Annotated in this window: 17 protein-coding genes; 8 read left to right on the top strand and 9 right to left on the bottom strand. The window is 67.9% G+C overall.

Going from position 1 to position 21,449, the window contains the following annotated elements; translation table 11 throughout:
- Nucleotides 1–516: 516 nt before the first annotated feature.
- The 4 genes from wecC to QZ755_RS04745 all read right to left on the bottom strand — a co-directional run bounded on the left by wecC (nt 517) and on the right by QZ755_RS04745 (nt 4,476).
- A complete protein-coding gene (wecC, locus tag QZ755_RS04760; RefSeq protein ID WP_294320277.1) occupies nt 517–1,770 on the bottom strand; it encodes a UDP-N-acetyl-D-mannosamine dehydrogenase in 1,254 nt (417 codons plus the stop codon).
- Nucleotides 1,763–2,887 carry a UDP-N-acetylglucosamine 2-epimerase (non-hydrolyzing) gene (gene wecB / locus QZ755_RS04755; protein WP_294320275.1) on the bottom strand — a complete coding sequence of 375 codons (1,125 nt, stop codon included), beginning with the start codon at nt 2,885–2,887 and terminating at the stop codon, nt 1,763–1,765. Before wecB ends, wecC begins: the two co-directional genes overlap by 8 nt.
- 103 nt (nt 2,888–2,990) lie before the next feature.
- Nucleotides 2,991–3,776, bottom strand: coding sequence for an SDR family NAD(P)-dependent oxidoreductase (locus QZ755_RS04750; RefSeq protein WP_294320273.1), 786 nt, complete (start codon nt 3,774–3,776; stop codon nt 2,991–2,993).
- Between the two features lie 25 nt (nt 3,777–3,801).
- Nucleotides 3,802–4,476 carry an HAD-IA family hydrolase gene (locus tag QZ755_RS04745; RefSeq protein WP_294320271.1) on the bottom strand — a complete coding sequence of 225 codons (675 nt, stop codon included), beginning with the start codon at nt 4,474–4,476 and terminating at the stop codon, nt 3,802–3,804.
- A gap of 63 nt (nt 4,477–4,539) precedes the next feature.
- On the opposite strand from QZ755_RS04745, the gene glmU reads away from it, so the two are divergent.
- From glmU to QZ755_RS04720, 5 genes are all read left to right on the top strand, one after another.
- A complete protein-coding gene (gene glmU / locus QZ755_RS04740) occupies nt 4,540–5,898 on the top strand; it encodes a bifunctional UDP-N-acetylglucosamine diphosphorylase/glucosamine-1-phosphate N-acetyltransferase GlmU (protein WP_294320269.1) in 1,359 nt (452 codons plus the stop codon).
- Nucleotides 5,899–5,928: 30 nt separating this feature from the next.
- A complete protein-coding gene (glmS, locus tag QZ755_RS04735) occupies nt 5,929–7,752 on the top strand; it encodes a glutamine--fructose-6-phosphate transaminase (isomerizing) (RefSeq protein WP_294320267.1) in 1,824 nt (607 codons plus the stop codon).
- Nucleotides 7,753–7,991: 239 nt separating this feature from the next.
- Nucleotides 7,992–9,260, top strand: coding sequence for a PQQ-dependent sugar dehydrogenase (locus tag QZ755_RS04730; protein ID WP_294320265.1), 1,269 nt, complete (start codon nt 7,992–7,994; stop codon nt 9,258–9,260).
- Nucleotides 9,261–9,311: 51 nt separating this feature from the next.
- Nucleotides 9,312–9,845, top strand: coding sequence for a gamma carbonic anhydrase family protein (locus QZ755_RS04725; RefSeq protein ID WP_294320263.1), 534 nt, complete (start codon nt 9,312–9,314; stop codon nt 9,843–9,845).
- Nucleotides 9,842–10,288, top strand: coding sequence for a hypothetical protein (locus QZ755_RS04720; RefSeq protein WP_294320261.1), 447 nt, complete (start codon nt 9,842–9,844; stop codon nt 10,286–10,288). The genes QZ755_RS04725 and QZ755_RS04720 overlap by 4 nt, the downstream gene beginning before the upstream one ends.
- Before the next feature lie 9 nt (nt 10,289–10,297).
- Here the strand turns inward: QZ755_RS04720 and QZ755_RS04715 are convergent, their stop codons facing one another.
- Nucleotides 10,298–11,791: an altronate dehydratase family protein gene (locus QZ755_RS04715; protein ID WP_294320259.1), complete on the bottom strand. Its 1,494-nt coding sequence runs from the start codon at nt 11,789–11,791 to the stop codon at nt 10,298–10,300.
- Between the two features lie 65 nt (nt 11,792–11,856).
- Here QZ755_RS04715 and uxaC point away from each other — a divergent pair, with 65 nt between their 5' ends.
- Both uxaC and QZ755_RS04705 read left to right on the top strand, forming a co-directional pair.
- Nucleotides 11,857–13,266 (top strand): glucuronate isomerase, encoded by a 1,410-nt coding sequence (uxaC, locus tag QZ755_RS04710; protein ID WP_294320258.1) that lies wholly within the window; start codon nt 11,857–11,859, stop codon nt 13,264–13,266.
- A complete protein-coding gene (locus QZ755_RS04705) occupies nt 13,263–14,678 on the top strand; it encodes a mannitol dehydrogenase family protein (RefSeq protein ID WP_294320257.1) in 1,416 nt (471 codons plus the stop codon). The genes uxaC and QZ755_RS04705 overlap by 4 nt, the downstream gene beginning before the upstream one ends.
- A gap of 64 nt (nt 14,679–14,742) precedes the next feature.
- Here QZ755_RS04705 and ogt read toward each other — a convergent pair whose 3' ends face one another.
- Entirely contained in the window at nt 14,743–15,258 is a 516-nt protein-coding gene (ogt, locus tag QZ755_RS04700) for a methylated-DNA--[protein]-cysteine S-methyltransferase (protein ID WP_294320255.1), read from the bottom strand.
- 112 nt (nt 15,259–15,370) lie between these two features.
- Between ogt and QZ755_RS04695 the strand changes: the two genes are divergently transcribed.
- A complete protein-coding gene (locus tag QZ755_RS04695; RefSeq protein WP_294320253.1) occupies nt 15,371–16,141 on the top strand; it encodes an Ada metal-binding domain-containing protein in 771 nt (256 codons plus the stop codon).
- 351 nt (nt 16,142–16,492) lie between these two features.
- Here QZ755_RS04695 and QZ755_RS04690 read toward each other — a convergent pair whose 3' ends face one another.
- From QZ755_RS04690 to QZ755_RS04680, 3 genes are read right to left on the bottom strand one after another with little or no spacing between them, the layout of a single operon-like run.
- The gene (locus QZ755_RS04690; protein ID WP_294320251.1) at nt 16,493–18,478 is read right to left on the bottom strand and encodes a M3 family metallopeptidase; all 1,986 of its coding nucleotides are present in this window, start codon (nt 18,476–18,478) and stop codon (nt 16,493–16,495) included.
- An 11-nt stretch (nt 18,479–18,489) separates the two neighbouring features.
- Nucleotides 18,490–19,842 carry an L-serine ammonia-lyase gene (locus QZ755_RS04685; protein ID WP_294320249.1) on the bottom strand — a complete coding sequence of 451 codons (1,353 nt, stop codon included), beginning with the start codon at nt 19,840–19,842 and terminating at the stop codon, nt 18,490–18,492.
- Nucleotides 19,839–20,942, bottom strand: a complete 1,104-nt coding sequence (locus tag QZ755_RS04680; protein ID WP_294320247.1) for a PLP-dependent cysteine synthase family protein — start codon at nt 20,940–20,942, stop codon at nt 19,839–19,841. Before QZ755_RS04680 ends, QZ755_RS04685 begins: the two co-directional genes overlap by 4 nt.
- Between the last annotated feature and the right edge of the window lie 507 nt (nt 20,943–21,449).

Below are 21,449 nucleotides of genomic sequence, written 5' to 3'. Positions count from 1 at the left end.
CCAGCATCGCAGTGTCCAACGCCGAAACGGCCTGCTGTAGAATGCTGTCCGCCCATCGATCCGTGTTAGCTTCGCGTCGGAGCCAGTCATAATTCGCCGCGAGCATAAGGCAGGTTGCCTCTGGCGCGACAGCCACAAGGTCGCGCCAGGCGATAATCGCAGCGACCGTCAAATCTCCGGGGTAGAGATCGCACTCGGCCTGGGGATATTTTACGGCGAAGGTAGCTACGGGGTGGGCCAGCCACCTCAGCGCAAGCCGCTGCCCAACAAGCATCCGGCATTGCGCGCAGGTGAGGTCGGTGGCCGGACTACACCACGCATCTGCAACCCGGCGTTCCAATCCCGATCGGAAGAGGCCAACGCGTCCCGTTGCAGTGTCGCCTGTCAGATCACGGAGCGACGTCGACGGCAGTGTCTCACCCGGCAGGAAGTCGAGTATCCGAGTAGTCCCGTTCCGCGTATCGATCATGGGGTTGCATCGCCTTTAGTGCGCCGCGTTCTAACCCTGCCGGCTCCTCACCGCCACATGCCCCGCGTATCGTACAGCTGCTTGCCAGCCCGCGCCTCGACCGGCACCGCCTTGAACACGCTATGGTCGACCAGCACGATCAGGATGTCGTTCGCCAGACCCTGATCCAGCGATACCAGCCGCCCGCCGGCCAGCGACCGGGGCAGGGTGGTCACGAACGGCTCGACCAAGTCGATCCGGTCGCCATAGCGCGCGATCAGTTCGGCGGCGACCTTTACCGCCGGGCTTTCGCGCAGGTCGTCGATATCGGCCTTGAACGCGAGGCCCAGCAGCGACGCGCGGGCGTCCGGCGCTGCATCCAGCATCGCGACCACCCGGCCGACGACATGGTCGACCTTGCCGTCGTTCACTTCGCGCGCGGTGCGGATCAGCGGGGTCTGTTCGGGGGCGGCATCGACGATGAACCACGGATCGACCGCGATGCAGTGCCCGCCGACGCCGGGACCGGGCTTGAGGATGTTGACGCGCGGATGGCGGTTGGCCAGCTCGATCACGTCCCACACGTTCAGCTGCATCTTGTCGCACACGATCGACAATTCGTTGGCGAAGGCGATAGCGACGTCGCGACTGGTATTTTCGACCAGCTTGACCATTTCCGCGGTCCGCGCGGTGGTAACGGTGCAGGCCCCCTCGACGAACCGGCGATAGAAGCCGCACGCGGCCTCAGCGCACGCCGGGGTGATCCCGCCGATCGAGCGTTCGTTGGACACGAGTTCGAGGATGATCCGCCCCGGCAGCACCCGTTCGGGGCAATAGGCGACGGCAATGTCGGGCGCGTCCGACAGGCCTGGCAGCGCAAGATCGGGGCGCAGTTCCGCCAGCAGGTCGCGAATCTGTTCGGTGGTCCCGACGGGCGACGTCGATTCGAGAATCACCGTATTGCCCTTCGCCAACACCGGCGCGATCGCGCGGGTGGCGTTCAGGACATAGCGGAGATCGGGCACATGGCCCGGCCCGAACGGTGTCGGCACCGCGATGACGAAGATGTCGGACGGCGCCGGGGTCGTCGCGGTGGTCAGCCGGCCGAGCAGCACGACGTCGCGCACCAGCGTGTCGAGATCGGCTTCCTCGATATGGATGTCGCCGCGCGCCACCGTGTCGACGACATGCTGGCTGACGTCGATGCCGATGACCCGCGCGCCCGAGCGGGCGACGACGGCGGCGGTCGGCAGGCCGATATAGCCCAGGCCAACGACGCAGACGTCATAGGTGTCGGCGGCGGTGATCCGCTGTTCAAGCATAGAGGGTCTCCACGATGCGGGCGGAGGCATGGCCGTCTCCGAAAGGGTTGTGCGCCCGTGCCATCGCGGCATAGGCATGGGGGTCGTCGAGCAGCGTGCCGACTTCGGCGACGATGCGGTCCTCGTCCGATCCGATCAGCTTCGCGGTGCCGGCCATCACGCCCTCGGGGCGCTCGGTCGTCTCGCGCATCACCAGCACCGGCTTGCCAAGGCCCGGCGCCTCTTCCTGCACCCCGCCCGAATCGGTCAGTACGAGGTGGCACAGGTCAAGCAGGCGGACGAAATGCGGATAATCCTGCGGCGCGATCATCGCGACACGCGGATTGTGCCCAAGGATCGCGTCCATCACCGATCGCACCTGCGGGTTGGGATGGACCGGAAAGATTACGCCGACGTCCTCACGCGCGGCGATGCGGGCGATGGCGCGGGCGATATTCTCCATGCCGCCGCCGAAGTTCTCGCGGCGATGGGTCGTCACCAGCACCACGCGCTTGCCCGCGAACCGGTCAGCCAGTTCGTCCAGCGCCTGCGTCCGCTGTGGCTCGGCGGCGAGGCGTTCGCGCGCCATGTGCAGCGCATCGATCACGGTGTTGCCGGTCACCAGCACGCGTGTCGCCGGCACATTCTCGGCCAGCAGCGCGTCGGCGGCGGTCTGCGTCGGGGCGAAGTGCAGGTCGGCGATGCTGCCGACGATCTTGCGGTTCACCTCTTCGGGCCAAGGGTGGTAAATGTCGTGGCTGCGCAGGCCCGCCTCGACATGGGCGACGGGCACCTTGCGGTAATAGGCGGCCAGCGCAGCCACCATCGCGGTGGCGGTGTCGCCCTGCACGATCACCCGGTCGGGTTTTTCGTTGTCGAACACCGGACCCAGTGCATCCAGCAGCCGTGCGGTCAGGCCGTCGAGCGACTGTCCGGCGGTCATGATATTCAGGTCGATATCGGGGGTGATTCCGGCGAACTCCATGACCTGATCCAGCATCTCGCGATGCTGCGCGGTCACGACGACGCGGGTGTTGAATCCGGGATGGGCGCGAAGGGCATGGATCAGCGGGAACAGCTTGATCGCTTCGGGCCGCGTGCCGAAGACGACCAATATCCGCTGCACCCGCTTGTTCATCACACGCCCCCGCGACCGGAACTGGCCGCTACCATGGCCGGGTTAGCGGCGGGAGCTTAATATTTGGTGGGCGACCCGATCCTCCCCGGCACGGGGAGGAGCTTTACGCGTGATACCGCTCGGCCACCTTGTCCCGCGACGCGTTCGGCGCGATCTTCGCCTCGGCCGCTTCCAGCGCTTCCCAGTCCGCCACATCGGGCAGCGACGGGATGCACACCGCCTCGCCCAGTTCCAGCCCGCGCAGCGACGCGACGACCAGATCGTCCGACTCCATCACGCGTTCCGGCGGGAAATCGTCGACGCTCTTGCCCGCAACATGGTGGAAATCGGTCGCGGTGACGCCGGGGATCAGCAGCTGGACGCGGATATTGCCGTCCTTCGTCTCCGCCTGCATTACGCGGGTGTAATAGGCGACATAGGCCTTGGTCGCGCCATAGCCGGCATAGCTCGGCATCTTCGTGAACAGCGTGCCCGACCCGACATTGATGATCGTGCCGGTGCCCGACCGCTTCATGCCGGCCATCGCCGCATCGGCAAGGCGGCTGAACGCGACGACGTTGAGCAACAGCATGTCGGTCATGTCATCGCGGTCGCCTTCGCCGACCTTGCCCATCGCGGCGAAGCCGGCATTGTTGACGAACAGCGCGATCGGTTCGCCCGCCTCCAGCCGCTCCTCCACCACGTCGAGGTCGTCCGGGTCGGCGAGGTCGGCGGCGATCACCTCGATATCGATGCCGTGTTCGACTGACAGCTGTTCGGCAAGGTCGCGCAGCCGGTCTTCGCGCCGGGCGACGATCACCAGGTCATGGCCGGTCCGCGCCAGGTGATGGGCGAAGCTGAGGCCGATACCGGACGATGCGCCGGTGATGAGGGCGACGGGGCGGGTCATGGCAGTTCCTCGATGGAGAAAGGGATCAGGCGCCCAAACGCGCGAGCGTCGGGATCAGTTCGTCGAAATGATCGATCACCGCATCGGCGCCGAGGTCCGTGACCGGCTGCATCAGAAACCCGAACGAGCAGGCGATGTTCGGAATGCCGGCATTCTTCGCGGCATCGATGTCGAAATGCGAATCGCCGACGAACGCCGCGCGCCCGCCGCCACAGCGCTCGATCATCGCATCGATCGGCGCGCGGTTCGGCTTCGACTTGCCCGGCCCGAGCGTGTCACCGCCCAGGATGCAGGCGAAGCGGCGGGTCAGGTCCAGCTCGTTCAGCAACCGCACCGCCAGCCCCTCCAGCTTGTTCGTGACGATCGCGACCTTCACGCCCATGGCGTCGAGTTGGTCGAGTGCCGCCATAGCGCCGGGGAACGGCCGCGAATGCACCGCGATGTTCGCTTCGTAATGGTCGAGCAGCAGCCGGTGGAGTCGGGTCAGTTCCGCCTCGTCGCAGCCGCCAGTCGCCTCCATCCCCTGACGCAGCATGTGTTTCGCCCCGCCGCCGATCATCGGAATGACCTGTTCGCGCGTCAGCAGCGGCCGGCCCGCATCGCCCAGCGCATGGTTCACCGCATCGGTCAGGTCGCCACTGGTATCGACGAACGTCCCGTCGAGATCGAAGCCGACGATATCGAATGAAATCTTTGTCATGTGGCCGGCTTTGGCGTGCGCGATATGGAATTGGCAAGGGTCGTGTGCCACAGACTGCCGCCCATGAGCGCACAACCGATCGCCGCCGTGATCCTCGCCGCCGGGCAGGGCACCCGCATGAAGTCGACGAAGCACAAGGTGCTGCACCCGCTCGCCGGACAGCCGATGCTGTTCCACCTGCTGGACAGCCTGTCGGCCGCGAACGTCACCCGCCGGGTGGTGATCGTCGGCGCGGTCGGCGAACAGGTCGAGAAGGCGGTCGCGGGGCGCGGCGTGGAGATTGCGTGGCAGCGCGAACAGCTGGGCACCGCGCACGCCGCGTTGCAGGCGAAGGATAGGCTCGCCGACCATGACGGCATCGTGCTGGTCTGTTTCGGCGATACGCCGCTGCTGTCGGCCGATACCGTCGCGCGCCTGACCGCGCGGCTGGACGAGGCCGACCGGCCGGCGGTCGCAGTGCTCGGCTTCCGCCCTGCCGATCCCGCCGCCTATGGCCGGATCATCGCTGACGATGCCGGCAACATCGCTAAGATGGTCGAATTTAAGGATGCTTCGGCGGAGGAACGCGCGGTCGACCTGTGCAACAGCGGCGTGACCGCGGTGCGCTCCGTGGACCTGTGGGCGCTGCTCGAACGCGTCGGTAACGACAATGCGGCGGGCGAATATTACCTGCCCGACATCGTGATGCTGGCGATCGCCGACGGGCGCGGCGCGGTGGTGATCGAAACCGGCGCCGATGAAGTCGCCGGCATCAACAGCCGCGCCGAACTGGCGGCGGTGGAAAGCGCGTGGCAGGCCAAGCGCCGCGCCCGCGCGATGGCCGATGGCGTCACGCTGGTCGCGCCCGACACCGTGTTCTTCGCGCACGACACGCAGCTCGGCCGCGACGTGACGATCGAGCCGAACGTCGTGTTCGGTCCCGGCGTGACCATCGCCGACAATGTGACGATCCACGCCTTCAGCCATCTGGAGGGCGCGACCGTCGCGTCGAAGGCGGACGTCGGTCCCTATGCCCGCCTGCGCCCCGGCGCGGTGCTGGGCGAGGGGAGCCGCGTCGGCAATTTTGTCGAGGTGAAGAACACGACGCTGGGCGTGGGGGCCAAGGCCAACCACCTGACCTATCTGGGCGACGCCAGCGTGGGGGCGAACGTCAACATCGGCGCGGGCACGATCACCTGCAATTATGACGGTTATTTCAAATACCGCACCGAGATCGGCGAGGGTGCGTTCATCGGGTCGAACAGCGCATTGGTCGCGCCGGTGAAGATCGGCGATGGCGCGCTGGTCGCCGCCGGATCGGTCGTCACCCGCGATGTCGAGGCCGACGCGCTGGCATTGGTCCGGGCCGAGCGCGTCGACCATCCCGGCTGGGCGAAGCGTTTCCGCGCCCGGCAATCGGCCGCCAAGGCCGCAAAGAAATAACCAAGCGGGTATCCCGCCGGAGAGAAGACCATGTGTGGAATTGTTGGTATTATCGGCACCGAGAGCGTCGCCGACCGCTTGTTGGACGGCCTGAAACGCCTCGAATATCGCGGCTATGATTCGGCGGGCATCGCGACTGTCGAAGGCGGCGCGATCGAGCGGCGTCGCGCGTCGGGCAAGCTGAAGAACCTTGCCGCCGAACTGGCCGAGCATCCGCTGCCCGGCAATATCGGCATCGCCCATACCCGCTGGGCAACGCATGGCGGACCGACCACCGACAATGCCCATCCGCACGCGACTAACGAAGTGGCGGTCGTCCACAACGGAATCATCGAGAATTTCAAGCCGTTGCGCGAGGAACTGACGGCGCGCGGCCGGGTGTTCACCAGCGAGACCGATACCGAAGTCGTCGCCCATCTGGTCAGCGAACAGGTCGAGGCCGGAAAGTCGCCGGCCGATGCGGTGAAGGCGATCCTGCCGCGCCTGCACGGCGCCTTCGCGCTCGCCATCCTGTTTCGCCAGCATGACGACCTGCTGATCGGCGCGCGCCTCGGCTCGCCGCTGGTCGTCGGCTATGGCGACGGCGAAGTCTATCTCGGCTCCGACGCGCTGGCGCTCGCCCCGCTGACGCAGCGCATCGCCTATCTGGAGGAGGGCGACTGGGTCGTCTGCCGCCGCGACGGCACCGCCATCTTCGATCGCGACAATAATCCGGTCGACCGCCCGGTCACGCTGTCGGGCGTCACCGGCGCGCTGATCGACAAGGGCAATCACCGCCACTTCATGCAGAAGGAAATCTACGAGCAGCCGATCGTCGTCGCCCAGACGCTGCGCTCGTACCTGCAGCGGTTCGAGGGCAAGGTGACGCTGCCGATCCCCGATTTCGACCTGTCGGGCATCAGGCGCGTGACGATCGTCGCCTGCGGCACCAGCTTCTATGCCGGGATGGTCGCCAAGTACTGGTTCGAACAGTTTGCGCGGGTTCCCGTCGACCTCGATGTGGCCAGCGAGTTCCGCTACCGCGCGCCGGTGATGGAGGAGGGGGGCCTTGCCCTGTTCATCAGCCAGTCGGGCGAAACCGCCGACACGCTGGCCGCACTGCGCCATGCCAAGAGCGAAGGCCAGACGATCGCCGTCGTCGTCAACGTGCCGACCAGCACGATGGCGCGCGAGGCCGACCTGCTGCTGCCGACCCATGCCGGGCCGGAAATCGGCGTCGCCTCGACCAAGGCGTTCACTTGCCAGCTTGCCGTGCTTGCCGCGCTCGCCGCGAACCTTGCCAAGGCGAAGGGGCGGCTGTCCGAGGCGGAGGAGCGCAGCATCGTCCGCCACCTCGCCGAGGCACCCGCCTCGATCAACGGCGCGCTCGCCTATGACGAGGCGATCGAGGGCATGGCCGGCGTCATCGCCGCCGCGCGCGACGTGCTGTATCTCGGGCGCGGCACCGATTATCCGCTGGCGCTGGAAGGGGCGCTCAAGCTGAAGGAAATCAGCTACATCCATGCCGAGGGCTATGCCGCGGGCGAGATGAAGCACGGGCCGATCGCGCTGATCGACGACCAGGTGCCCGTCATCGTCATCGCCCCCTCCGGCCCGCTGTTCGACAAGACCGTCAGCAACATGCAGGAAGTGCAGGCGCGCGGCGGCAAGGTCGTGCTGATCTCCGACTATGACGGCATCCAGGCGGCGGGCGACGGCGCGGTGGCGACGATCACCATGCCGAAGGTCCACCCGCTGATCGCGCCGATCGTCTATGCGGTGCCGGTGCAGCTGCTGGCGTATCACGTCGCGGTTGCCAAGGGGACGGACGTCGACCAGCCGCGCAATCTGGCGAAGTCGGTGACGGTGGAATAACGCCAGGATCCTCCCCGCTCTGCGGGGAGGGGGACCATGCGCAGCATGGTGGAGGGGGATGTCCGCATACGGCACCGTTGCGTTGCGCCGACACCCCCCTCCGCCATCGCCCTCGGCGACGGTCCCCCTCCCCGTGCCGGGGAGGATCGCACCCGTACCGATCCCGTATCATTTCATTGCTGACGGACCCGCCGCCCCACGCCCCGGTTCCCACCTCCATGGCAACTTGGGGACCCGCAATGAACCTCCGCACGCTGGGCGCGACGACGCTCGCCCTGTTCTCGACCGCCGCCAACGCGCAGGCACCGCAAAAATCCATTCCCGGCTACACCGAAACCGCGCCGCCCTACGCGACCGAATCGGTGGTCAACCACCCGGTCACGATCGGCTGGCCCGAAGGGCGCACCCCCACCGCGCCGCGCGGCTGGGAGGTGGTGAAGTTCGCCGGCGGCCTCGACTATCCGCGCCAGGCGCTGCTGCTCCCCAACGGTGACATGCTGGTGTCCGAAGCGCGCACCAAGCCCAAGCTCGACGCCGATCCGGAGGTCGCGCGCGGACAGGCGCTGTCGAAGACCACCGGCTACAGCGCCAACCGCATCACCCTGCTGCGCGACGCGAACCGCGACGGCATCGCCGAACAACGTTTCGTGTTGCGCGACAAGCTCAACCAGCCGTTCGGGATGCAATATGCGAACGGTCGGCTGTATGTCGCCAATACCGATGCGGTCATCAGCTTCCCCTTCCAGCCGGGCCAGACCAGCATCACCGCGGCCCCCCGCACCCATGCGACACTGCCCGCTGGTGGCTATAACAACCACTGGACCCGCAACCTGCTGCTCAGCCCCGACGGGCGCACGCTGTTCGTGTCGGTCGGATCGGCGTCGAATGTCGGCGAACATGGCATGGACGAGGAACGGCGCCGCGCCGCGATCCTCGCCATCGACCTGACGACCGGGCGTGAGCGGACCTATGCCTCGGGCCTGCGCAACCCGGTCGGCATGGATTTCGTACCCGGCACGTCGACCTTGTGGACGGCGGTCAATGAACGGGACGAGATCGGCGACGACATCGCCCCAGACTATCTGGTCGGCGTGCGCGAGGGCGGTTTCTACGGCTGGCCCTACAGCTATTACGGCAAGCAGGACCCGCGCCACGCCAACGAGAAGCGCGAACTGCTTGGCCTCACGCTGCTGCCCGATGTCGCGGTCGGCGCACATGCGGCGGCGCTGGGCATCGCCTTTGCCAAACAGGGGGCGCCGACCGCGTTCGTCGCGCGCCATGGCTCGTGGAACCGGTCGAGCTTCAGCGGCTATGACGTGCTGGCGGTGCCGTTCGCCAATGGGCGCCCGACCGGTGATCCGCAGCCGTTCCTGACCGGCTTCGTCGCCGATGCGAAGAAGGGCACCGTCCACGGCCGCCCGGTCAGTGTCCAGACGCGCGCGGACGGCGCGATCTTCGTCGTGGACGATGCGGGTGACACGGTGTGGCTGGTGCGGCAGCGGAGTTGATCGTTCGCGCGACGCTCGCCCCGGTCGGCAGGGGGTGATAGGCTGCCGGCCATGCCGATCTACGCCCTTGCCGACGCCGCCCCCGACCTCGCCCTCGACAGCTGGGTCGCGCCGTCCGCCGACCTGATCGGTGCGGTACGGCTGGGAGCGGGGGTCAGCGTCTGGTTCGGCGCGGTGATCCGCGCCGACAATGGAGAGATCGCCATCGGCGCACGCAGCAATGTGCAGGACGGCGCGGTCCTCCATAGCGATCCGGGTGCGCCACTGACGCTGGGCGAGGATTGCACCATCGGCCATCGCGCGGTGCTGCACGGCTGCACCATCGGCGACCGCGTGCTGATCGGCATGGGCGCGACCGTGCTGAACCATGCGGTGATCGCCGAAGACTGCGTGGTCGGCGCCGGCGCACTGGTGACCGAGGGCAAGACCTTTCCGCCGGGAAGCCTGATCGTCGGCGCACCGGCGCGGGCGGTGAAGACGTTAAGCGACGAACAGCGCGCAGGGTTGAGGATGTCGGCGGCGGTCTATGTGGAAAAGGCGAAGCGGTATCGCGAGGGGCTATCCACCATGGAGCGAAGCGGATGAGGGCGTTCCGTTCGGCGTCGCTTCGCCTGTGGGCAGGGATATTCGTCGCGGTGCTTCTCTCGGGATCGGCATCGGCCCAGCCGGGCACCGTGCCATCCGTGTCGGAGCTGGCGCCGGCGGTCGTCGACCCCAATCCCGGTCCCTTCATCGTCGGGTTCGACCGTGATGGAACGCTGACCGGCGATGCCGATGGCGTCATCGCCAGCGCCGTACGATCGTGGATGATGGACAACCCGGACGTCTACACGATCTGCTATCAGCCCGGCGCGGACGAAGGGGCAGGACGAAGCGGATTTTTAGCGCTGCAACGGGTGGCACGGCAGCTGAAGGCGCACGGAGCCAAGGCTGTCGTCACCCGATCCGGCGGCCAATGTCCGCCCGACTGGTCGATCCGGGGTTTGGCTACGCCCTATGTCTATATCATGGGTGCGGTCCGGCTGTGATCGGAACGATTACAGCGTAACCCCCGATTTCCAGATGCCGATCGCGCGCTCCTCGTTCGCCTCATTGCGCGCCGGCTCGCCCGACGCGACCGCCACGATCTTCGCCAGCAACGCATCCGCCGCCGCGTCCTGCCCTTCGTCCAGCGCGACACTGGCGTCGAAGTCGATCCAGCCGCCCTTGCGCGTGGCGAGGTCGCGGTTGGTGGCGATCTTCATCGTCGGGACCGGCGACCCGAGCGGCGTGCCGCGCCCGGTGGAAAACAGCGTCAGCGTCGCCCCCGCCGCCGCCAGCGCGGTCGTCGACACCGCGTCGTTGCCGGGGGCGTCGACCATCGACAGTCCCGCGCGGCGCACCGGCTGGCCATAGTCCAGCACGTCGGTCACCGGCGCAACGCCGCCCTTCTGCACCGCGCCCAGCGACTTTTCCTCCAGCGTGGTGATCCCGCCCGCGATATTGCCGGGGCTGGGGTTTTCCGACACCGGCTCGCCATGGTCGAGGAAATAGCGTTTGAAGCGGTTGGTGACCTCGACCAGCCGGTCGAACACCGCTTCGTCGGCACAGCGCGCCATCAGCAATCGCTCGGCCCCGAAAATCTCCGGAATCTCGGTCATCAGCACCGTGCCGCCCGCCGCCGCCACGCGGTCGGTCATCCGTCCGATCAAGGGGTTGGCGGTCAGGCCCGACATCGAATCCGACCCGCCGCACTTCACCCCCAGCCGCAGCGCAGACAGCGGCACCGGCTGCCGCTGGGCCTGTGCAGCCTCGGCCAGGTCGTCGACCGCCGCCATGGCCTCGGCAAATTCATCCGCACTTGCCTGCGCCCGCACCGTCCGCACCCGCGCCAGGACATCGGCGGGGAGCCGGGCGAGCATCGTATCCAGCTGGTTCGATTCGCATCCCAATCCCAGCAGTACGACCCCGCCGGCATTGGGATTGCACGCCAGCGCGGCAAGGATCGCCCCGGTCCGGTCCAGATCGTCGCCCAGCTGCGAACAGCCGAACGGGTGATTGAACGCATGAACCCCGTCGACCCGCCCGGCATGGCGTGGGGAGGCCTGGAGCGCGATCCGCTCGCCCAGCCGCCCGACACAGCCGACCGTGGGCAGCACCCAAATTTCGTTGCGGGTCGCCACGTTCCCGTCGGCGCGGACATAGCCGGCAAAGCCCGGCTCCGTGCGGACCGCCGGCGCGGGCAGCGGGGCGGGGGTGTAGCGATACGCATCCTCCCCCGACAATGCGGTCCGGACATTATGGACATGGACATGCGCGCCCGTCGCGATGTCGGCCGTCGCGACGCCGAACGCCGCCCGATAACGCCGGACCGGCGCACCCGCCGCGACGGCGCGCACCGCGATCTTGTGTCCTTTGGCCACATCCTCGCGCGCCACGACGCTTGCATCGTCGAAGCGGACCAAGCCACCCGCCGCGACGGGATCGAGCAACAGGGCGACGTCGTCGTCGCGATCGACTCGGACGGCGCGGGCGGGATTCTGGTCGGCCATCCTGCACAAATAGACCGTTGCCAGCGCTGGCACAATGTCGCATCGATGGGGCCGAGGAGATTCCGATGACCGCGCTGCTGCTGCATCCCGACCGATTATTGCCCGCCGATCCGACGACGCGCGGCATCGCGCGCAGCCTGTACGCCGCCGTCCGCGACCTGCCGATCGTCAGCCCGCATGGCCATACCGATCCTTCGTGGTTCGCGACCGACCGACCATGGACCAACGCGACCGAACTGTTGCTGTCGCCCGACCATTATCTGTTCCGGATGCTGTATAGTCAGGGGGTCGCGCTCGACGATCTGGCGGTGCCGCGTCGCGACGGGACGGTCGTCGCCGACCCGCGCAAGGCCTGGGGGGTGTTCGCCGCGCACCAGCACCTGTTCCGCGGCACGCCGTCGCGACTGTGGCTCGACCATGTGTTCGGCGCGGTGTTCGGGTTCGATGAGGCGCTGAGTGCCGCCAATGCCGACACCTATTACGACCGTATCGGCGAGTTGCTGGCGACCGACGCCTATCGCCCGCGCGCGCTGTTCGACCGTTTCGGCATCGAACTGCTCGCGACGACCGAGGGGGCCGACGATCCGCTCGACCATCACCGCGCGATCCGCGCCAGCGGCTGGGGCGGGCGCGTCGTCACCGCGTACCGCCCCGATGCGGTGATCGATTGCGAACACGAGGCCTTTCGCCCGGCGCTCGCGAAGTTCGCCGAGCTGACGGGGGAGGACGTCCACAGCTGGACCGGCTATCTCCGCGCGCACGCCAGGCGGCGGCAGGACTTTATCGCCGCCGGCGCGACTTCGACCGATCACGGCCACCCGACCGCCCGCACCGCCAACCTGTCGCGGGCAGAGGCCGAGGCGCTGTTCGCAAAGGTCGTCGCCGGCACCGCCGACGCGACCGATGCCGAGCTGTTCCGCGCGCAGATGCTGACCGAAATGGCGCGGATGTCGATCGCGGACGGGCTGGTGATGCAGATCCACCCCGGCTCCTTCCGCAACCATAATCGCGGCCTGTTTGACGCCTTTGGTCGCGACAAGGGCGCCGACATCCCGACCCGCACCGATTATGTCGCGGCGTTGAAGCCGATGCTCGACGTCGTCGGCACGTCGAGCGACCTGACCGTCATCCTCTTCACGCTCGACGAATCGACCTACGCCCGTGAACTCGCGCCACTGGCGGGGCATTATCCGTGCCTGAAGCTGGGTCCGGCATGGTGGTTCCACGACAGTCCGGAGGGGATGCGCCGCTTCCGTGAGGCGACGACCGAGACGGCGGGCTTCTACAACACCGTTGGGTTCAACGACGACACCCGTGCGTTCCTGTCGATCCCGGCGCGCCACGATGTCGCGCGGCGGGTCGACTGCGCCTTCCTCGCCCGCCTCGTCGCGGAACACCGGCTGGGCGAGGATGAGGCGCACGCGGTCGCGTACGACCTGACCTATGGCCTCGTGAAGCGGGCATACCGGCTGTGAGGCTGTCCGACGCAACCCTGACCGAACTGCCGGCGTCGGTCGCGCGACCCGATTATGACCGGGCTGCGCTCGTCCCCGGCATCGTCCATATCGGGCCGGGTGCGTTCCACCGCGCGCACCAGGCGGCCTATGTCGACGGCATCCTTGGCGCAGATCCCCGCTTCGCGATCAGCGCGGTCGCGCTCAATTCGACGGGCGTGGCCGATGCGCTGACGCCGCAGGACGGGCTCTACACGCTGGCGCTGCTCGGGGCGGAGACGCGGTATCGCGTCATCGGGTCGATCACCGAGCTGCTGACCGCCCATCGGCGCGACGCCATCCTGTCGCGCATCGCCGTGCCGACCACGCGGATCGTCACCACGACGGTTACCGAAAAAGGCTATCACCTCGACGCCAGCGGCGCGCTCGACCTCGACCATCCGGCGATCGTCCGCGAACTGACCGGTGCCGAGCCGTCGACGCTGTCGGGCTGGCTGGTCGCCGGCCTTGCCGCACGGCGCGCGGCCGGGGGCGGGGCGATCACGCTGATGGCGTGCGACAATCTGGCGGACAACGGTCAGCGCTTCCGCCGTGCGATCCGCGACCTCGCCGCCGCGCGCGACCCCGACCTGACGGCATGGATCGACGATCATGTCCGCTTCCCCTCGACCATGGTCGATTCGATCACCCCGGCGACCGATGACGCGCTGCGCGCCACGGTCCGCGCCGCCACCGGCATCGACGATGCGTGGCCGATCCAGCGCGAGGGGTTCACCCAATGGGTGATCGAGGATGATTTCGCCGGCGACCGCCCGCCGTTCGAGCTGGCCGGCGCGCAGTTCACCCGCGACGTGCGCGGGTTCGAGACGGCGAAGCTGCGCCTGCTGAACGGCGCGCATTCGACGCTCGCCTATCTCGGCATTCTCATGGGGCTGGCGACGGTGCGCGACGCGATGGCCTGTCCCCCGCTCGCCGCCTTTGCCGAACGATTGATGCGGCAGGACATCGCCCCGTCGATCACCCCGCCCGCCGAGATGGACCTGTCCGCCTATATCGCCGACGTGCTGGCCCGCTTCGCCAACCCGGCGATCGCGCACCAGCTGGCACAGATCGCGTGGGATGGCTCGCAAAAGCTGCCCTATCGCCTGTGCGACACGATCCGCGACGCGCGCGCGGCCGGGCGTCCGGTCGAGCGGCTGGCGGTGCCGATCGCGGCATGGTTCCGGTTTCTGGAGATCCGCAAGGCGAGCGGCGAGGCGCTGGTCGATCCGCGTGCGGAGCCGCTGCTGGCACGGGCCGGGGATGTGCGGGCGTTGCTGGCGATGGGGGAGGTGTTCGGCGATCTGGGCGGGGACGCGACGTTCGTTGCCGCGATCGAGCGGGCCTATGCCGCGCTAGCGCCGGGTCGGGATCTGGCGGCGGCGTTGATCTGACGACCCCTCGCTGCCGCTCATACCCCGGCGAAGGCCGGGGTTACGATCAAGCACGTATGCGGTCTTACACCAACCCGCCCCCCTCATGCGCCAGCAACCACTGCTTGCGCGCCAACCCGCCGGCATAGCCGGTCAATTGCCCCGATCGCCCGATGATCCGGTGGCACGGCACGACGATGGCGATCGGGTTCGATCCATTGGCCATCCCGACCGCGCGCATCGCGCTCGGCCGGTCGATCGCGGCGGCGATGTCGGCATAGGCGACCGTCCGCCCGGCGGGCACGTCGCGCAGCGCGGCCCAAACCGCGCGCTGGAACGCGGTACCGCCGGTCGCCGTCGGCAGCGTATCGATCGCCGACAGCTCGCCCGCGAAATAGGCGGCCAGCGCCCGCTTCGCTGCGCTCTCGCCAGGCGCCGCTTCGATCCGCCACCCTTGCGGATAGTGCAGCCGTAGCAGCCGCTCCATGCGGTCGTGATAGTCGGCATATTCCAGCGCGCGCAGGACACCATCCCCATCGGTCAGGATCGTGATCGCGCCCACCGGGCTGGACAGGGTTTCGGACAGGAGCAGTTGCGTCATGCACGCGACCCTGCCGCCGTCGGGGTCGCCCCGCCAGCGGAAAGCGGACATCGCGCCACCGCCATGTCCGATTTCCGCTGGTGGCCCGTCGCCGCCCGGCTACAGTCGCCTCATGCTCGACCCCGACCAATGCTATGCCGCGATCGAACGGCGCGACCCGGCGATGGACGGGCTGTTCTTCACCGCGGTGCGCACCACCCGCATCTATTGCCGCCCGGTCTGCCCGGCGCGCACGCCGGATCGCGGCAATGTCAGTTTCTATGCCAGCGCGGCGGCGGCACAGGCGGCAGGGTATCGCCCGTGCCTGCGCTGTCGCCCGGAAACCGCACCCGACAGCCCGGCCTGGGCCGGTACGCTCGCCTCCATCCACCGCGCGCTGCGGCTGATCGACGACGGGGCATTGGCGGAGGGGAGCGTCGCCGACCTCGCCGACCGGCTGGGGATGAGCGACCGTCATCTGCGCCGCCTGTTCGTCGAACATCTGGGGCTGACCCCGCTCGCGATCGAGGCGACGCGGCGGCTGCACCTAGCCAAGCATCTGGTCCACGACACTCGCCTGCCGCTGACCGACATCGCCTTCGCCGCCGGCTATGGCAGCGTCCGGCGCTTCAACGAAGCGTTCCAGGCGGCATTCGGCCGCGCGCCCTCGGCATTGCGTCGCGACGGCGGGGCGGCGGACCCCGACGCGCCGATCGCTGTCACCATCGCCCATCGCCCCGACTTCGTACCCGCCGGGGCGGTGCAGGTGACCTTGCCCGAAGGCCATGCCGAGGTGACGCCGGGCCGGAACCGGACGCTGCGGATCATCCTGCGCGACATCCCGCTCCCGGCGCTCGGCCGTGCCATCGCCGCCGCCAAACGCGCGGTGTTCGCGGCAAGCTGAAAGCGCTTTCCTACAGGCCGGCGGCCGATCAGGATGGCTGCCGGTCTTTCGCATCGCTGGTCGTCAAAGCAGAAGGAATGGGTTCGCGCGAAGGCGCGGAGACGCGGAGGGGTTGCGTCCAGACGCGCCGTTCCCCGCGTCAGCGGTCTCGTGTTCGTTACCACCGGGAAAAGGGTTTCCCGATCGCGCACCGCTTGCCCCGAACGCAACTCCTCCGCGTCTCCGCGCCTCCGCGCGAACCAAAAATCCTGTTCTTTCTCCACGCCTTCGCGCCTTCGCGTGAGAAACTGCCTGCAAAAGCCACACCCGCGCACAAACAGCGTGCAAGTGTGAACTTCGTGAACTTTGGCCTCAAACCAGCCCGTGCCGCGCCAGCATCGCCGCCGGGTCGGGGTCACGCCCGCGGAACGCGCGGAACAGCTCGATCGCCGGCCGCACGGCGCCCTGTGACAACACCGTCTCGCGCAGCCGGTCGCCGGTCGCCCGGTCCACCGTGCCCGCCTCGGCAAAGGCGGCAAAGCCGTCCGCCGCCAGCAATTCCGCCCATAGATAGCTGTAATAGCCCGCCGCATAGCCCCCGGCAAAGATATGGGCGAAGGCATGGGGAAAGCGATGCCATGCGGGCGGTCGCACCACCGACACCTCATCGCGCACCGCCTCGATCACCGCCATCGGATCATCGCCTTCGGTGCCCAGGTGCAGCAGCAGGTCGAACATCGCGAACTCGATCTGGCGGACCAGGAACATGCCCGACTGGAACCGCCGCGCCGCCAGCATCCGGTCGAAAAGATCGCGGGGCAGCGGTTCGCCGCTGTCGACATGGCCCGACATCGCCGCCAGCACCGACGGCTCCCACGCGAAATCCTCCATCAACTGGCTGGGCAGCTCCACCGCGTCCCATTCGAACCCGGTCGTGCCGGCAATGTCCGGGCGCGGCACGCGGGTGAAGAGGTGGTGGAGGCAATGCCCCGTTTCGTGCAGCAGCGTCGTCACGTCGTCATGGCTGAGCAACGGCATCTCCCCGCCGGTCGGCGCGAAGTTGCAGACCATATATGCCACCGGCAGGCTGGCATCCTTCAGGTACGGCCGGGCAGGGGCCATCCATGCGCCGCCCTTCTTGCCGGCGCGCGCGTGCAGGTCGAGATACAGGCCGGCGAACACCCCGTCCGCGTCGCCCACGTCATAGTAGCGCGCATCGGGATGGTATGTCGCGACATCGCTCCGCTCGGTCAGCGTCAGCCCGAACAATTGGCCCAGCAGGTTGCGCCAGCCGGACAGCACCCGGTCGACCGGGAAATAGGCCTTGATGACCGACTGGTCGATCGCATGGGCATGGCGCTTCAGCCGGTCGCCGACGAAACCCACGTCCCATGGCTGGAGGTCGTCGATCGCCAGATGTTCAGCGGCAAAGGCCCGCAGCTCGGCGATCTCCGCCTCGGCATGGGGCCGCGCCCGCTGTGCCAGGTCGCGCAGGAACGCCAGTACCTCGCCGACATCCGGCGCCATCTTGGTGCTGAGCGACCGCGCGACGGGATCGGGGAAGCCCAGCAGCGCCGCGGCCTCGCGCCGCAGTTCGAGGATGCGGCGAATGCGGGGGCCATTGTCGAACTTCCCCGCATCCGGTCCCTGGTCCGACGCGCGGGTGCCATAGGCGCGGTACACGTCGGCGCGCAGGTCGCGATCCTCGGCAAAGGTCAGGACGGCGACGACGCTCGGCTGTTGCAGCGTGACGACCCATCCGGTCAGCCCGCGGGCCTCGGCCGCCGCCGCCATCATCGCCCGGTCGGCATCGGACAGCCCGGCGAGTCGCGCTTCATCGGTCACGTGCAGCGTCCACGCATCGGTCGCGTCCAGCACCGCGCTGGCGAACTCGGTCTGCAGCGCCGACAGCTCGGTCGCGACTGCCTTGAACCGTTCGCGCGCGGCGTCGTCCAGTGCGACCCCCGCCAGCGTCCGGTCGCGGATCGACCGTTCGACCGCCACCCGGTCGGCATCGTCGAGCGCGGCGAAGTCCGGCGTCACCGCCAGAGAGCGCAGCGTGTCGAACATCACCCGGTCCTGCTGCGCGGCGATGCTGCGTTCGGTCAGCACCGCCTGTCCCGCCGCATGGGCCGCGCGCAGTTCGGGCGTGTCGGCAACGGCGTGGAGATGCCATACGCTCGACCAGAAATTGTCGAGCGCGACATCGGCCCGCTCGACTGGCAGCCAGGTGTCGGCAAAGCTCGGATCGGTGGTCGTGGCGGCTTCGGCCACCGCATCGCGCTCGGCCAGCAGCGCGTCGAGCGTGGGGGCAATCGTGTCGGGCGTGATCGCGGCGAAATCGGGAAGTGCAGACAAGCGTTGTTCCTTCAGCATTCGACGACATTGACCGCCAGGCCACCCTGGCTGGTCTCCTTATACTGGCTCTTCATATCCTCGCCCGTCTGGCGCATCGTTTCGATCACCTGGTCGAGGCTGACGATGTGGCGACCATCACCATGCAGCGCCAGATATGCGGCGTTGATCGCCTTGATCGCGCCCATCGTGTTGCGCTCGATACAGGGGATCTGCACCAGCCCGCCGATCGGATCGCAGGTGAGGCCCAGATTATGTTCCATGCCGATCTCGGCGGCATTCTCGACCTGCGCCGGGCTGGCCCCCAATGCGGCGGCAAGGCCGGCGGCGGCCATCGAACAGGCGACGCCGACCTCGCCCTGACAACCCATTTCGGCCGCGGAGATCGACGCGTTCTGCTTGTAGAGGAACCCGATCGCCGCCGCCGTCATCAACAGCGACTGCGCGCCGGCGCGGGTCGATCCATGGACGAAGGTCTCGTAATATTTGAGGACGGCGGGGATCACCCCCGCCGCGCCGTTGGTGGGCGCAGTTACGACGCGGCCGCCGGCCGCATTCTCCTCGTTCACCGCCAGCGCCCACAGGCTGACCCATTCGAACACGACGCTGGGGTCGGTGCGGGGGCCGCGCTCCAGCAGCTTTTCGCGGATGGCCCGTGCGCGGCGCTGCACCTTCAGTCCGCCGGGCAGTTCGCCGGTGCCGGCACAGCCCCGGTCGATCGACCCCAGCATCGCCGCGCGGACGGCATCGAGGAAGCCCAGCGTCTCCGCCTCCGGCCGCCACGCGCTCTCGTTCGCGGCGACGATCTCGGCGATCGACTGGCGGGTGTCGGCACATAGCGCCAGCAGGTCGTTGCCGGTGGCAAAGGGGTGGGGGAGCGTCAGGTTGATACGCGGCGGTGCCTCGCCCTCCGCGCGGATCGCGCCGCCGCCGATCGAATAATAGCGGCGGGTGATGCGGCTGCCATCGGCCAACACGGCGGTACACGCCATCGCATTGGGATGGCCGGGCAGGAAGCCGGGGTGGAACACGACATCGCGCTCGGGATCGAAGGCGATGGCGTTAACCCCGGCCAGCATCAGACGGTGGCTGTCGCGAATCCCGGCGACGATCCCTGCCACCGCATCGGGATCGACCCCTTCGGGCGTAGCGCCGGACAGGCCCAGCAGCACCGCGATGTCGGTCGCGTGCCCCCGACCGGTCAGCGACAGCGAGCCATAGAGGTCGCAATAGACCCGCTCGGGCACGATTCCGTCCTCGGCCAGCATCGTGGCAAAGGCATAGGCGGCGCGCATCGGCCCGACGGTATGCGAACTCGACGGGCCGATGCCGATGGTGAACAGGTCGGTGACGCTGAGCGGGCTCATGCGGCGGCTCCCAGGACGGCGGCAAACCGCTCGGCCGCCGGGCGCCAGTCGATTCCCCGCGCCGCCAGCCAGGCATCGTCGAAATAGGTGTCGCTGTAGCGAAGCCCCGAATCGCACAGGATCGTGACGACCGATCCTTCCGCACCGACCGACGCCATCTCGGCGATCAGCGCGGCACAGGCGACGATGTTGGTGCCGGTCGAGCCGCCGACCGGCCGGCCGAGCCGCTGGCTGAGCGCGCGCATCGCGCCAATGCTGTCGGCATCGTCCACCGCGATCATCCGGTCGATGGCGCTGGGCACGAAGGACGGCTCGACACGCGGGCGGCCGATCCCCTCGATCCCCGAACATTCGCCCTCGACCGTGGTGATCGTCGGATCGGCGAAGTGGCGATGGAACACCGACCCCTGCGGATCGGCGACGCACAGCCGGGTGCTGTGGCGGCCATAGCGGATGAAGCGCCCCAGCGTCGCCGACGTGCCGCCCGTGCCCGCGCCGCACACGATCCAGCTGGGTTCGGGGTGATCCTCCTTGGCCAGCTGGGCGAAGATCGATTCGGCGATGTTGTTGTTGCCGCGCCAGTCGGTCGCGCGCTCGGCATAGGTGAACTGGTCGAGATAATGGCCGCCATGCGCGTCGGCCAATGCCTGTGCCGCGGCATAAACCTCGCGCGGATCGTCGACGAAATGGACCTCGCCGCCATGGAAGCGGATCGCGGCGATCTTGGCGCTGGCGATGCTCTTCGGCACGACCGCGACGAACCGCAGCCCCAGCAGGCGGGCGAAATAGGCTTCCGACACGGCGGTCGAGCCGCTGGTCGCCTCGACCAGCACCGTGTCACGCCCGATCCAGCCATTGCACAACCCATAGAGGATCAGCGAGCGCGCGAGGCGATGCTTGAGGCTGCCGGAGGGATGGACCGATTCGTCCTTCAGGTAGAGCGTGATCCCCGGTGTCGCCGGCAGCTCCAGCCGGATCAGGTGCGTATCCGCCGACCGGCAGAAGTCCGCCTCCAGTCGCCGGATCGCCTCTCGGGTCCAGTGGCGGTCGTCCGAACGTGCAGCGGCAGGGGCGGGGGACAAGGTGAAGCTTCCTCTCATATGGGGTCCGTGCGTCACGCGCGGGTACGTCCTTATGACGTGCAGGGTCCCGGCGGGGAAGATGGCGTCCGAAACAGGCCCGCCACGGCATATTCCAGCCCCGCCACGCGCAAAAACGGCATGGAACCGAAAAAACTGCAAAAACGTTGTTGACGCCTTCCGAAGCGGCCCATATAAGCAGCTTCACCGGACGACGAGACGCTCTCTGCTTCTTCCGCCGGTCGCCTCGCTGGCCTTCGGGCCGCTCCGCAACAACGGATAGCGAGTTTGCTCTTTTTCTAACCGGGACGCGGTGCCGATCAATTGATTGGCGCCTCTGTTCCGGTCCTCCTATCGCCGGTTCGCTGGCGCTTCAACCGAGAGGTTCGAGGCAGGATAGCTCTTTCACATTGTTGATGTAGATGAAGGGACATGTGGGCGGCGGCTTGCGGTCTTGCGCATTCAAGGTGCGTTTGGATCGTTTAAAGTCAAGCTGGCTCATATGTCTAATTACAACCACCATATTGT

The organism is uncultured Sphingomonas sp., assembly GCF_913776855.1.
Taxonomy (GTDB): domain Bacteria; phylum Pseudomonadota; class Alphaproteobacteria; order Sphingomonadales; family Sphingomonadaceae; genus Sphingomonas.
Note: the sequence above shows the minus strand (reverse complement) of the source record. Positions and strands in the feature narration are given on the sequence as shown.